At 46.7% G+C, this 15,043-nt stretch carries 7 protein-coding genes; all 7 read right to left on the reverse strand.

All coding sequences use genetic code 11. The features are described from left to right. On the reverse strand, positions 1-954 hold the full coding sequence (locus MED222_RS04350) for a cobalamin biosynthesis family protein (protein ID WP_009848398.1): 954 nt from the start codon (positions 952-954) through the stop codon (positions 1-3). Between the two features lie 10 nt (positions 955-964). Then, positions 965-1,660, reverse strand: coding sequence for a 5'-methylthioadenosine/S-adenosylhomocysteine nucleosidase (mtnN, locus tag MED222_RS04345; protein ID WP_009848399.1), 696 nt, complete (start codon positions 1,658-1,660; stop codon positions 965-967). Positions 1,661-1,787: 127 nt separating this feature from the next. Then, complete coding sequence (locus tag MED222_RS04340; RefSeq protein WP_009848400.1) at positions 1,788-2,216, reverse strand: DUF1499 domain-containing protein; 429 nt, start codon at positions 2,214-2,216, stop codon at positions 1,788-1,790. Positions 2,217-2,387: 171 nt separating this feature from the next. Further along, positions 2,388-3,800, reverse strand: a complete 1,413-nt coding sequence (locus MED222_RS04335) for an FAD-dependent oxidoreductase (protein WP_009848402.1) — start codon at positions 3,798-3,800, stop codon at positions 2,388-2,390. 16 nt (positions 3,801-3,816) lie between these two features. Beyond that, complete coding sequence (gene gltB, locus MED222_RS04330; RefSeq protein ID WP_009848403.1) at positions 3,817-8,280, reverse strand: glutamate synthase large subunit; 4,464 nt, start codon at positions 8,278-8,280, stop codon at positions 3,817-3,819. 446 nt (positions 8,281-8,726) lie between these two features. Then, positions 8,727-10,196, reverse strand: coding sequence for a glutamate synthase subunit beta (locus MED222_RS04325; RefSeq protein ID WP_009848404.1), 1,470 nt, complete (start codon positions 10,194-10,196; stop codon positions 8,727-8,729). Then, positions 10,196-14,743, reverse strand: coding sequence for a glutamate synthase large subunit (gene gltB / locus MED222_RS04320; RefSeq protein WP_009848405.1), 4,548 nt, complete (start codon positions 14,741-14,743; stop codon positions 10,196-10,198). Before gltB (MED222_RS04320) ends, MED222_RS04325 begins: the two co-directional genes overlap by 1 nt. Positions 14,744-15,043: the final 300 nt, after the last annotated feature.

Genomic DNA, 15,043 nt, shown 5'->3' on the forward strand with positions numbered 1-15,043 from the left:
CTAAATCCCTTGGTGAACAAATAGTAAGATTAGGCTTTGTAAAAATATCCAGATAGCGATGCGACCAAACAGCAGTTTTTGAACTTGAGACAAGTGCAGGGCTGAAGGGGCGATTCTGCCGCCTAATTTTGCTCGAATAGCTTTGGTGTTGTCGTAAATCGCAGGGCCGCCCAGTGACAGCTCAAGCTTGTTGCCGACAGCAGTAATCAACCATGCTGGGCCGGGCAATGGCCAAGATCGACTCTGAACGAGCATCATCTTGAATGTGTGAGACGCTTTATCACCACATACAATCATTAAGGCAAACAATCGCATCGGTATAAATTCTAAGATAGCGACGATCTTGATTGCCGTTGATCCAAATGGAGAGAACTGCTTACGGCTTGGTGACCACGCTCGCGCTAATTCGACAATCAGGCGATACATTAAAGCTGCAATTCCACCACCAATGGCGTACCAGAATAAAACACAAACCACATTACGAGCGTAACCCATGATGATAGTTTCAGCAGCGGCTTTGCCAAGCCCAAGTGATGACAGTGATTCAGTTTGACGATTAACAATCGGCGCCAATAACTGACGAGCCGTGGCTTTATCTTCTCGGCCAAGAGCTTTGATCAACTGATTAGCCAGCTTTTCATTGTTACGCCAATCAATAGCGAGTAACAACAGCGCTAATTCAAACAGTTGTGATTGCCAAACCAGTGGCTGCAGTGCCAATAGAATAACCAGAGCCGGTAAAACCATTAACCCCCAAGCTAAAGTGCCTGAGATTAAGCTTTGGGAATAATTTTGATTGTTATTAACCTTGGTTGCTAAAAGTTCAGCAAACTTATGCCATAAGGTCGTGGGATGTGCGGCATGGGGGATAGGTAAAATTAAATGAAAAAGCAGTGCTCCCCACATTACAAGGAGCACGCCATTTGCAAATACCTGATCAAACAGTGTTTGCATGTCTAGTCGCTTACTTTAGTAGGGCAACCATCTTGATAACCATCTCAGAAGAGCTTTGCGCTGCAAGTGGCAGGAACTCTTCGAAGCTCATTGGTGATTCTTTGTCTGCAACGTCAGAGATTGCACGAACAACCACGAATGGTACTTGGAATTGGTGACAAGCTTGAGCGATAGCCGATGCTTCCATCTCTACAGCAACCACTGATGGGAAGTGCTTGCGGATGAACGCTTGACGTTCTGCTGTGCAAACAAATGCGTCGCCAGTACAGATAAGACCGCGAACGGCGTGCTTATCTTCCATTTGTGCTAGAGCTTGTTCAGCAACAGCCATCAGTTTGTCGTCAGCTTTGAACGCTGCTGGTTGACCTGCCATTTGACCAATTTCGTAACCGAAAGCTGTAACGTCAGCATCGTGGTGACGAACTTCAGTAGAGATAACCACATCGCCAAGGTTCAGTGTTGAATCAAAACCGCCAGCAGAGCCAGTGTTTAGAACGACATCTGGTTGGTATTCACTTAGCAGGATTGAAGTACCAACAGCGGCTGCTACTTTACCAATGCCTGATTGAAGCAAAACAACGTCAACACCATTTAGCTGACCAGAGAAAAAGGTACAACCGCCTTTATTAATTTCAGTAATGTCTGAAATTGCTGCTTTTAGGATCGCAACTTCTTGCTCCATTGCGCCAATGATGCCGATTTTCATGTGTAGTCTCTTAATAAATAATATTTAAACAGTAGAGCGAAATTGTAGCATGGAAGAGAAGTGTCGAGCGACTGCCCAGAAGCACTTCTCATCCGAATACAGACGATTTATCTGTGTATTCTTTTATCTATTTGATGAAGCCTTCGTTTTTCAAGCTAGCACGAAGTTGATCCGCTCGTTTTCGGTTTACGCCAAAATCAGAATGGCCAGTGCGAGACTCTGAACGCACGATCAGTTTGCCATCAGTGATCTTAAGCTCTAAATCATCGACAAAGCGCATGATGCGAGAAGTACATTCAACACGTAGGTAGTCTTCGGTTTTGTTGGCTGTTTTCGCTCCTGGTAAGGTCAGCGCAACCTGCTCAATCGCATCTAAGTTTGCTGAACCTGATAACTCAAACGCGGCCAATGTATACTGTTCACGGTCATCTTGAGTTGATACGCAGTTTGGTTTGTCTCCACAAGGTGATGAAGTTCTGTCTTTCATGTCCGTGATTCCTTGGCTACAAGCGGTTAAAGTCAAAAGAGATAGAGAAAGGAGAGCGGCTTTTTTCATAGTGTGTCCTATGGCGTTGTTTTTAATTCTAATTGTAGTTATCGGTATTGGCTTATTTGTAATTGTTTTACGTATTTTCGTGATGCTTGTGATAAACGAATCTAATTCAAAAAAGGATCCATCATTGGATCCTTTTTTATAGTAACGAACTGAGTAATAAAGGAAACCCAATCACACTTCTAGGTAATCCAAGATCCCTTCTGCGGCTTTACGGCCTTCATCGATAGCGGTTACCACTAAGTCAGAGCCTCGAACGGCATCGCCACCAGCGAATATCTTGCTGTTGGTGGTTTGGTATTGAAACTCTTGTTTGCCGGGAGCCTTGATGCGACCCCATTGGTCGAGCTCTACACCAAATGGTTCTAGCCATTCCATTGCATGAGGTTGGAAACCAAATGCCATGATCACGGCATCAGCCTCAAGAACATGCTCACTGCCTTCAACCGGTTCAGGACGACGGCGGCCTGCCTCATCTGGTTCACCCAAGGCTGTTTTCACCACTTTAACGCCAGTCACATGACCGGATGAATCGGTTTCCAGTGCTAATGGTTGAAGGTTGAACATGAACTTCACGCCCTCCTCTTTTGCATTTTTCACCTCACGGCGAGAGCCCGGCATGTTTGCTTCATCTCGGCGATAAGCACAAACAACATTAGCAGCGTGTTGACGAATCGACGTTCGGACACAGTCCATCGCGGTATCACCACCACCAAGCACAACCACTTTTTTGCCTTTCATGTCGATGAATGGCGTTGGGTTATCCAGCTCCATGACCTTGTAGGTGTTGGAAACAAGAAATGGTAGGGCATCATAAACGCCCGGTGCTTCTTCGTTGTCTAACCCAGCACGCATATTTTTATAGGTGCCGACACCCAAGAAAACAGCATCATAGTCATCGACCAGTTGTTGCAGTTGAACATCTTTACCGACTTCGGTATTCATCTTAAATTCAACGCCCATTCCACTAAAGATACGGCGACGGTTTTCCATGATGCCTTTCTCAAGCTTGAACGATGGTATACCAAACGTCAGCAGGCCACCGATCTCGGGGTAGCGGTCAAATACCACGGCCTTCACACCGTTTCGAACTAAGATATCAGCGGCAGCAAGACCGGCAGGGCCAGCCCCGATGATCGCGACCTTTTTGTCGGTCCATTCAACGTGAGACATGTCTGGTTTCCAGCCCATCTCAAACGCTTTGTCATTGATGTATTTTTCAATGTTGCCGATGGTTACTGCGCCGAAATCATCATTGAGGGTACAAGATCCTTCGCACAGTCGATCCTGAGGACAAACTCGTCCACACACCTCAGGTAAGCTGTTGGTTTGGTGAGACAGTTCAGCGGCTTCGATAATGCGCCCTTCATTGGCAAGCTTAAGCCACTGAGGGATGTAGTTATGAACTGGACATTTCCATTCACAGTAAGGGTTACCACAGTCTAAACAACGGTCAGCTTGCGCTTTGGCTTGTTGCTTAGTGAAAGGTTCGTAGATCTCTACAAACTCAATTTTACGTATCTTGATTGGCTTCTTCGCTGGGTCTACGCGATTCACATCAATAAATTGGTATACATTCTGGCTCATTATTGGCTCCTTCCAATTATTGCGCTTGAACACGAAGTTCAGCAGAGCTACGGCTTTGGTGACCGAGCAAGGTGTTAAGATCCGCCGTCTTTGGCTTCACTAGGTAGAACTTCGGAATCCATTCATCAAAGTTCGCCAGAATAGCTTCAGCGTGTACTGAGCCAGTCTCTTCTAAGTGCTCTGCAATCAGGCCGCGTAGATGTTCTTGGTGGATAAATAGATCAGACAGAGAAAGAGCTTCGACTGATTCGTTGTTCACACGACCTTGGAAGTCTTCGTTCTTATCCATCACATAAGCAAAACCACCTGTCATACCGGCGCCGAAGTTGACGCCAGTTGCGCCAAGAATAGCAACAATACCGCCAGTCATGTATTCACAGGCGTTGTCACCCGCACCTTCAATCACAGCAACGGTACCTGAGTTACGCACGCCAAATCGCTCGCCCGCAGTACCTGCGGCAAATAGCTTGCCTCCGGTTGCGCCATACAGACAAGTGTTGCCTATGATGGTCGCTTCGTTACAAGTAAAGGCTGTGCCTTGGTGAGGTTTGATCACTACTTTGCCGCCAGCCATGCCTTTGCCGACATAGTCATTGGCATCACCCGTCAGATACAGCTCTACGCCGCCAGCGTTCCAAACCGCAAAGGATTGGCCTGCCGTGCCATCGAGATACAACTTAATTGGTGAACCGGCCATGCCTTGGTTACCGTAACGTTTGGCAATTTCACCAGAGATACGAGCACCAATCGAGCGATCGGTGTTGATCACGTTGTAGTAAAGGCTGGTGGATTGACGTTTCTCAATCGCATCGATTGCGTCATCAAGGATCTGTTGGTTGAGCTGAGCCTTATCAAACGGTGCGTTTGGCTCTGTCCAAAACAGTGGGTGACCTTCTGGAGATACCGGAGCTTCCAATATCGAAGAGAGATCGAGCTTGCTTTGTTTCGCCGTGAGGCCTTGAACGGCTTCAAGCAAATCAGTACGACCAATCAGATCAGTAAGTTTCTCTACGCCAAGTTCTGCAAGGTACTGGCGAACTTCATCGGCTAGGCCGGTAAAGTAGTTCACCACCATGTCTGGTAGGCCTTTGAAGTATTCGCGGCGTAGGGTTTCATCTTGAGTCGCCACACCTGTCGCACAGTTATTTAGGTGACAAATTCTTAAGAACTTACAACCCATTGCGACCATTGGTGCAGTACCAAAACCAAAGCTTTCAGCGCCTAGAATCGCGCCTTTAATGACGTCGAGGCCGGTTTTCAGACCACCATCGACTTGCAGGCGGATCTTATGACGAAGCCCGTTGGCGACGAGTGCTTGTTGAGTTTCGGCTAAGCCAAGCTCCCAAGGACAACCTGCGTATTTCACTGAAGTCAGCGGGCTTGCTGCAGTACCACCGTCGTAACCGGAGATCGTAATCAAGTCGGCATAAGCTTTCGCTACACCTGTGGCAATGGTGCCTACACCCGGTTCAGAGACTAACTTCACTGAAACCAAGGCTTTAGGGTTAACTTGCTTAAGGTCGAAAATCAGCTGCGCCAGATCTTCGATAGAATAAATATCGTGATGTGGAGGAGGAGAGATCAGAGTCACGCCTTGAACTGAGTATCTCAGCTTAGCGATTTCTGCCGTGACTTTATGACCCGGTAGTTGACCGCCTTCTCCTGGTTTCGCACCTTGTGCGACTTTGATTTGTAGAACATCCGCATTGGTTAAGTAATGTGGCGTCACACCAAAACGACCGGATGCTATCTGTTTGATACGCGAGTTACGATCTGTCCCAAAGCGTCGTGGATCTTCACCGCCTTCACCAGAGTTAGAATAACCACCTAAGCGGTTCATCGCCATTGCTAATGCTTCATGAGCTTCTGGGCTCAAGGCACCAATCGACATTGCCGCAGAGTCGAAGCGCTTAAAGAGATCGCTACTTGGCTCGACTTGTTCTAGAGGTAGAGGTTGATCGGCTTTTTTGAGGCTCATTAAGTCGCGCAGCATAGCAGCAGGACGAGCATTAACTTGCTTCGCAAAAGATTGATAATCCGATGTTTCACCTGTCTTTACTGCGGTTTGTAAGGTGCTGACTACGTCTGGGTTGTACGCGTGGTATTCGCCGCCATGTACGTATTTGAGTAAGCCACCATGTTCCAGTGGTTTACGCTTAGTCCATGCTTTGCGAGATAGATTATAGATATCTTGTTGGAAGTCGCTAAAGCTAGCGCCTTGGATACGAGTCGTTACGCCACGGAAACACAAATCAACGACATCGGTATGCAAACCGACCGCCTCAAATAACTGCGAGCAGCGATACGAAGCAATCGTCGAGATACCCATCTTCGACATGATCTTATACAGGCCTTTGTTGATGCCGTTTTGGTAATTTTGTAATGCAGTGCGATAGTCTTTATCTAATGAATCATCGTCCAACATTTTGCCCAGAGCTTCATAAGCGAGATACGGGTAAACCGCGGTTGCGCCGAAGCCAAGCAGTACGGCAAATTGATGTGGGTCGCGTGCAGTTGCTGTTTCAACCACGATGTTAGCATCACAACGTAGGTTGGTGTCTGCGAGTCGAGTTTGCACCGCACCGACAGCCATAGCTGCTGGAACGGGTAGCTTACCTTTCTCTAAACCTTTGTCTGAAAGCACAACCAAAACGGCGCCGTCACGTACATCTTGAACCGCACGATCACACAAGTCATTGATGGCTTGTTCGAGCTCTTTTTCTGCTGGGTCATAGTGCATGCTAAGAATCGTATGGCCATAATGCTTTTGATTTAATTGCAGAAGTTGCTGCATATCAGAATAAAGCAGAACGGGTGAATCAAACGTCACACGGTAAGCATGCCCATCGGTTTCACAGAACACATTCATCTCTTGGCCGATACTGGTTGCCAGAGACATAACGTGTTTTTCACGCAAAGGATCAATCGGTGGGTTGGTGACTTGAGCAAACTTCTGACGGAAATAGTCGGTAATGAGGCGCTCTTTCGAAGACAGTACTGCCATTGGCGTATCGTCGCCCATGGAGCCGACCGCTTCTTGTCCCATGTCACCGAGTACGCGCAGTACTTGGTCTGACTCTTCGTTGCTCATTGCAAACTGTTTTTGATAGGTCTTTAGGGTGTCATCATCAAAATTACGCTTACCAACTTGGTCATCTTCTAGTGCGGAAAACGGTGTTAATTTGTGAACGTTTTTATCCATCCACTCTTTGTATGGGTGACGGCCTTTAAGATCATTGTCGATCTCGTTCGATTGCCATAGCTTACCGCGACGAGTATCAATAACGAGTAATTCACCAGGGGCAACACGTCCTTTCTCTGCCACTTCGTCTGGCGCATAATTCCAGATACCGACTTCAGAAGCCAAGGTGATTAGGTTGTCTTTTGTGATCACATAGCGAGCAGGGCGTAATCCGTTTCTGTCGAGGTTGCATGCAGCATAACGGCCGTCAGACAGTACGATACCCGCAGGACCATCCCACGGTTCCATGTGCTTGGAGTTGAAATCGTAAAAGGCACGAAGCTCAGGATCCATGTCTGGGTGGTTTTGCCAAGCGGGCGGCACAAGCATACGCATCGCTCGGAACACATCCATACCACCGGCAAGGAATAGATCGAGCATGTTGTCTAAGCTTGAGGAGTCTGATCCTGTCTCATTCACAAAAGGTGCGGCCGTTTGTAAATCGGGCAGCAGCGGTGAAGAGAATTTATAGGCACGAGCCTTGGCCCATTGGCGGTTACCCTCAATGGTATTGATCTCACCATTGTGCGCCAAATAACGGAATGGTTGAGCCAATGGCCAACGCGGTTGTGTGTTAGTTGAGAAACGCTGGTGGAACAGACATATTGCTGATTCCATACGTAAGTCAGCAAGATCGAGGTAAAATCGCGGAAGATCGGCGGGCATACACAAGCCTTTGTAGACCATGACTTGAGTCGACAGGCTACAAATATAGAAATCTTTGTCTTCGGTAATCTGCTTTTCAATTCGACGACGAGCGATGTATAGGCGTCGTTCGATATCGCGTTCACGCCAACCCGCAGGGGCCGAGATAAACACTTGCTGAATATTGGGAACAGAATCTTTGGCGATTGGGCCTAATACGTCGGTGTTGGTTGGCACGATACGCCAGCCCGCTACGGTTAAAGTCTCTTGAGCGAGCTCTTTATTGACGATGTCTTGCGCCGATTGCGCTTTGATTGGGTCTTGGCTGAAAAAAATCATGCCGACAGCGTATTGCTTGCCGAGCTTGAAGTTATTCTCTTCAGCAATAATTCTGAGATAAGAGTCGGGCTTCTGTAGCAATAAGCCACAGCCATCTCCGGTTTTACCATCCGCAGCGATACCACCACGGTGTGTCATGCGATCGAGGGCTGAAATAGCAGTTCGTACCAACTTATGACTCGGTTGGCCTTCCATTTGCGCTATTAAACCAAATCCACAGTTGTCTTTTTCAAGACTAGGATCATATAGAGCCATTGCAATTCTCCCTTTTGCTTCGCTGTCATCCAGACAGTAAATGACTAACTATTCATGTACTTGTTATTTTTTATGAACTTGTTCTTATATAAACTGATAGTTTGTTTTTAGCTAGCTAAAACGTTATTGGTTGTGTTAACAAAACCGATTGGTTTTATTTTCATCAGCTTTACAACGTATAGCTAATTGTGTTTAAGGTCAAGTTCATGGTTAATTATCATGTGTAAACGCGATTAGCCACGTAATAATCTAAAATAGTCGATGAAGATCAATGAGATATAAAAGCTAGATGTTAACGGGATTTAACATGCACTGCTGGAGTGATTGAGAAAGAGTGGAAGGCCAGATAGAAAAAAGGCTAGCATCGAGTGCTAGCCAAATATAAAAGTTAGGAAGGGTGTTGCTTTTTCCCTAGGCTAACGTCAACGACATTAGCCCGAGAAATATTATGCGGAAAGCATGAGTGAATCAGCTTTCGCTTCTAAGTTTGAGTTACCCATTAAGAAGTCATCAATGGCAATTGCACATTCACGACCTTCATTAATACAACGTACAACCAGAGACTGGCCAGTACGCATATCACCAGCAGCGAAAACGCCTTTTTGGTTGGTCGCATAACCTTCAGAGGCCACGTTGCCGCGTTCATCCAGTTTAATGTCTAGCTGAGCCAGTACACCTGTTGGTTCTGGGTGTAAGAAGCCCATCGCTAGAAATGCCATATCACAACGGATAACACGTTCAGAGTTTGCTACTTCATCAAAACTTGGACGTTCACCTGGTTTCGCATCTTGCCAAACGATGTCAGCAATGCGAAGTCCGGTTACATTACCGTTATCGTCAGAGATGAACTCTTTAGTCAGGATGTTCCAATGACGTTCACAACCCTCTTCGTGAGAAGTGGTGGTCTTCATGATCATTGGGTATTGAGGCCAAGGCATATTAGCAGGGCGCTTCTCTGGTGGGATCGGCATGATCTCAACCTGAGTAATGCTTGCTGCTTTATGACGGTTTGATGTACCCACACAGTCAGAACCCGTATCACCACCACCGATAACCACAATGTGCTTATCTTTAGCGTGAAGCTCTTCTGTTTTTAGGTCTAAGTCGTTGGCACGGCGGTTGTTTTGACCAAGGAATTCCATGGCAAAGTGAACGCCTTTCAGCTCACGACCTGGGATTGGCAAGTCACGTGGAACCGTAGAACCACCCGTTAGCAATACCACATCAAACTCTTGGCGTAGCTGTTGAGCATTAACATCAACACCGATGTGTTGGTTCACTTTAAACTCAACGCCAGCTTCAGCCATTAGGTTGATCTTACGATCAATCACATCCATACCCAGTTTGAAATCTGGGATACCGAAACGCAGTAGGCCACCGACTTTCTCGTCACGTTCAAATACCGTCACAGAGTGACCGGCACTGTTTAGTTGCTCAGCTGCGGCTAAGCCTGCAGGACCTGAACCGATAACCGCAACTGTTTTACCCGTACGTGAGCGTGGTGTCTTAGGTTTTGCGTACCCTTCACGGTACGCAGTTTCTACAATTGTTTTCTCGATATTACAGATAGTGATTGGGTCTTGGTTGATACCAAGAACACAAGCGCTTTCACAAGGAGCAGGGCACACACGACCTGTAAATTCAGGGAAGTTATTGGTAGAGCTTAGAATGTTCCAAGCTTCTTCCCAGCTGTCACGGTAAACCGCATCATTGAATTCTGGGATGATGTTACCAATCGGACAACCGCTGTGACAGAAAGGTACGCCACAGTCCATACAACGAGAGGCTTGAGTATTGATCTTTTCACCAAACTCTTCGTTAAGTACGAACTCTTTGTTGTCTTCAATTCGAACTGACGGATCGAGCTTTTTTGGAAGCTCACGACCGTGTTCTAAAAATCCAGTAGGCTTACCCATTATACTGCCTCCACTTCTTCCGTTTGTGCCTGTTGTGCTTCAGCTTTACGCTTCTCAAGAACTGCTTTGTAGTCGCGTGGCATTACTTTAACTAGTGATGCGACACTTACTTCAAAGTTGTCTAGGAAAGACTGAGCAACTTCACTTCCTGTGAATTCAACATGCTTCGTTAGCATATCTAGTAGAAGATCTTTATCTTCTTGTTCAATTGGATCTAGGTCTACCAGTTCTGCGTTGAGCTTGGTTTCGAAGTCGCCTGCTTTATCCCAAACATAAGCGACACCGCCACTCATACCTGCAGCAAAGTTACGACCCGTTGAGCCAAGGATAATTGCCGCGCCACCTGTCATGTATTCACAACCGTGGTCACCAACACCTTCAACTACAACCTTCGCACCTGAGTTACGAACACAGAAACGTTCGCCAGCCATACCGCGAATGAAAGATTCACCTGAGGTTGCACCGTAGAAACATACGTTACCCACCACGATATTATCTTCCGCAACGATAGAAGATTTCGCATCTGGGTACAGTACCAACGTACCGCCAGACAGACCTTTACCCCAGTAATCGTTCGCGTCGCCTTCTACTTCGAATTTTACGCCTTTCGCAAGGAACGCTCCGAAAGATTGGCCAGCACTACCGTAGAACTTAACGTTCATTGGTTGTGGTAAACCTTGGTCTTTGTAAACTTTCGAGATTTCGTTCGACAGCATCGTGCCTGCTGAACGGTCCGTGTTGATGATAGGGAACTGAGCGGTAACCGCTTCACCTTTCTCAAGCGCTGGGATTGCAGCCTGAATCAACTTACGGTCTAGAACGTCTTCAAGATTATGATTCTGTGTTGTCTGGTTGTAGATACCATCTTCTGCACGAGCCTGCTCAATATGCAGTACTGGTGTTAGATCTAGGTTCTTGTACTTCCAGTGACCGATGTCATCACGAACTTTAAGTTTGTGCGATTGACCAACCATCTCATCAATAGAGCGGAAGCCCAGTTCAGCCATTACTTCACGCAGACCTTCTGCCATGTATTGGAAGAACGTTACTACGTCTTCTACGCGGCCGTCGAAACGCTCACGCAGGGTCTTGTTTTGTGTTGCGATACCAACAGGACATGTATTCTTGTGACACTTACGCATCATGATACAGCCTTCAACAACAAGTGCTGCTGTTGCTACGCCCCATTCTTCAGCGCCAAGCAGTGTTGCAACTGCAAGGTCACGAGGTGTTTTCATCTGACCATCAGACTGAACAACGATACGGTTACGTAGGCCGTTTTTCAGTAGTGTTTGGTGCGTTTCCGCTAGACCCAGTTCCCAAGGCAGACCTGTGTGACGGATAGAAGACATAGGAGATGCACCCGTACCACCATCAAAACCTGCGATAAGTACTACGTCAGCTTTCGCTTTTGCTACACCTGATGCAATCGTACCTACACCTGCTTCCGAAACTAGCTTCACGTTTACACGGCCGTTACGGTTCGCGTTTTTCAGATCGTAGATCAGCTGAGCCAAATCTTCGATTGAGTAGATATCGTGGTGTGGCGGTGGAGAAATAAGACCTACGCCCGGAGTCGAGTGACGTGTTGCACCGATCCAATCATCAACCTTATCACCAGGTAGTTGACCACCTTCGCCAGGTTTCGCACCTTGAGCCATCTTGATTTGCAGCTCATCAGCGTTAGATAGGTAGTAAGACGTTACACCAAAGCGACCAGAAGCCACCTGTTTGATTGCTGAACGCTCCCAGTCACCGTTTTCTTTACGTTCGAAACGAGCTGGATCTTCACCACCTTCACCTGAGTTTGACTTCGCGCCAATGCGGTTCATTGCAACAGCCAGTGTTGAGTGAGCCTCATGTGAGATTGAACCAAAGCTCATTGCGCCGGTTGCGAAACGCTTAAGGATGTTCTCGATGGGTTCTACTTCCGCTAGAGGAATAGAGCCTGCAGGGTTCTTGATGAAATCCAGTTGACTACGTAGCGTTGCTGCGTTGTCGCCTTGGTCATCGACTGCTTTTGCGTACTTCTTGAATTGACCGTAATCTTTGTTACGCGTCGACTCTTGAAGTAGAGAAATGGTTTCAGGGTTGAATAGGTGCTTCTCACCACGTTGTTTCCACTGGTAAACACCGCCAACATCAAGGATCTGAGCTGGGATTTCACGAGCTGGGTAACCAACACGGTGACGAACTAGCACTTCTCGTGCGATATCATCGATCGTTAGACCTTGGATACGAGAAACAGTACCAGTGAAGTATTTTTCAACCACTGACTTGCTTACACCAAGTGCTTCAAAGATTTGTGCACCGTGGTAAGACTGTAGCGTAGAGATCCCCATCTTAGAGAAGATCTTCAGTAGACCGCCGTTGACACCTTTACGGTAGTTATCGAATAACTCACGCGGGTGTGCGTTTGGATCTAGCTTCTTCGTACGTTGCAGTTCAACAATCGTTTCAATAACTAGGTATGGGTTAACTGCGTTCGCACCGTAGCCGATAAGCGTTGCAAAGTGGTGTGTCTCACGAGCATCGCCCGTTTCAACAACAATGTCACACTTAGCTCTTAGACCTTTACGGATAAGATGGTGGTGAACCGCGCCAACTGCCAGCATTGCTGGAATAGCGGCGTGGGTAGAGTTAACCGCACGGTCTGTCAGTAGGATGATAGAGTAGCCATCAATCACAGCGTCTTCTGCGTATTGGCAGATACGCTTAAGTGCGCGCTCTAACTTACCGTTGTCTCCGTTTGCTTGGAATACGATATCCAGCGTCTTCGCTTGAAGGTGCTCGTTATCGATTGCACGTAGCTTCTCTAACTCAGAGTTAGACAGAACTGGAGATTCAAGTTCTACTTTTTGACAGTGTTCAGGCGTTTCAGCAAGTAGGTTCTGATCCTTACCTAGGTAAGTGTTCAGAGACATAACCATACGCTCACGAATCGGATCGATTGGCGGGTTTGTTACTTGTGCAAATAATTGCTTGAAGTAGTTTGAAAGGTGCTGCGATTGATGAGAAAGAATCGCTAGCGGCCAGTCAGCGCCCATTGCAGAAAGTGGCTCGTAGCCTGTTTTCGCAAGAGGTAGTATGATTTCGTTTACTTCTTCAGAGCTCACACCAAACGATTGTTGTTTATGAAGCAATTTTTCTGGAGAAGGTTGGTTAAATTCGTTGTTCGCATCCGGTAGCTTTTTCAAGCTCAGAAGGTTCTCTTCAACCCATTTTTCGTAGGGTTGTGCTTTAGCAATACCGTCTTTCACTTCTTCGTCAGAAATGATGCGGCCTTGCTCAAGGTCAGCAACGAAGATACGACCAGGCTGTAGACGACCACGGTATTCAACGTTTTCTGGTGCGATTTCAACTACGCCAGATTCAGACGCCATTACTAGGAAGTCGTCTTTTGTCACTGTGTAGCGAGAAGGGCGCAGACCATTACGGTCAAGCGTTGCACCGACTTGAACACCATCGGTGAAACATACTGATGCCGGGCCATCCCATGGTTCCATTACGTTCGCGTGGTACTGGTAGAACGCACGACGAGTTGGATCCATGTTTTTGTTTTCTTGCCATGCTTCAGGGATCATCATCATTAATGCGTGTGGCAGAGTACGACCTGAAAGAACAAGTAGCTCAAGTGCCATATCGAAGTTTGATGAATCCGAGCTGCCTTCCTGACAGATAGGAAGCAGCATGTCGATTTCAGCTTGTGTAAACAGATCCGACTCTAGGATTGCTTCACGTGCTTTCATCCAGTTTAGATTGCCGCGAACCGTATTGATTTCGCCATTATGCGCGATGTAACGGAAAGGCTGAGCCAGACGCCAACGAGGGAATGTATTGGTAGAGAAGCGAGAGTGTACCAGTGCTAGAGCTGTCACCATGGTTGGGTTTTGCAGGTCTAGGAAGTACTGAGGAACTTGTTCTGTTGTTAGCTGACCTTTGTACACCAATGTCTTGTAAGACATAGAGTTGATGTAGAAGTCGTCACCGATGTTTGACACGCTTTCTAGGCATACACGAACAGTGTAGTTACGTAGAACATACAGTTTACGCTCAAGCTCTTCTGGTGTGATACCAGGGCCGCCAGAAATAAATACGTGTTCAAATTGAGGTTCAGTGCTTAGTGGGTCAGCACCAATCATTGAATTGTCAGTTGGAAGTTCACGGTAACCGATAACTTCTAACTCAAGGCGCTGTGCATTGCGTTCTAGAATGTCACGACACTGTGCACGTTTGTATTCATCCTTAGGGAAAAGTACAACACCAACACCATATTTTTCAAAAGATGGCAGTTTAATTCCAAGCTTTACGGCTTCTTCTAGTAAGAATTCGTGTGGCTTCTGTAGCAGGATACCTGCACCATCACCAGAACACGGATCACAGCCTTGGCCGCCACGGTGTTCCATACGTGCAAGCATATCGAGTGCTTGAGTTACTACATCATGAGATTTGCGATTCTTAAGATGAGCAACAAAACCGATACCACAAGCGTCATGCTCCAATTCAGGAGTATACAGACCCTGTGAGTTCTGCTCTTGATCTACCATAGATACATCCTTCCAGTTAAATCTAGGCGCAACTTCTTTGTATAAAGTTAGCCTTGTCCTTTTATATTTATGGGTCTAAACCTGCCTATGCTGGCGGTTTGAATCCTTTCCGTATCTCGCAGGAAAAGTATTGCGAGAAAAACAATCCTTAGTGATATCCGTTTGTTTTTGACCACAAACTAGTGGTTTATATAGGTGGGGTATGGACATCACCGACTTATTGGCAAGTTTTCGATGTAAGTAAACACTCAGAAATAGCCAATATGTGTAAGTATCCTACAATTTTGTCTAGGCGAATTG

The organism is Vibrio sp. MED222, assembly GCF_000153005.1.
In the GTDB taxonomy this organism is placed as follows: domain Bacteria; phylum Pseudomonadota; class Gammaproteobacteria; order Enterobacterales; family Vibrionaceae; genus Vibrio; species Vibrio tasmaniensis_A.

Coding starts and splice junctions, on each gene's coding strand:
- MED222_RS04350 (WP_009848398.1), bottom strand. CDS start 954: ATGCAAACACTGTTTGATCAGGTATTTGCAAATGGCGTGCTCCTTGTA.
- mtnN (WP_009848399.1), bottom strand. CDS start 1,660: ATGAAAATCGGCATCATTGGCGCAATGGAGCAAGAAGTTGCGATCCTA.
- MED222_RS04340 (WP_009848400.1), bottom strand. CDS start 2,216: ATGAAAAAAGCCGCTCTCCTTTCTCTATCTCTTTTGACTTTAACCGCT.
- MED222_RS04335 (WP_009848402.1), bottom strand. CDS start 3,800: ATGAGCCAGAATGTATACCAATTTATTGATGTGAATCGCGTAGACCCA.
- gltB (WP_009848403.1), bottom strand. CDS start 8,280: ATGGCTCTATATGATCCTAGTCTTGAAAAAGACAACTGTGGATTTGGT.
- MED222_RS04325 (WP_009848404.1), bottom strand. CDS start 10,196: ATGGGTAAGCCTACTGGATTTTTAGAACACGGTCGTGAGCTTCCAAAA.
- gltB (WP_009848405.1), bottom strand. CDS start 14,743: ATGGTAGATCAAGAGCAGAACTCACAGGGTCTGTATACTCCTGAATTG.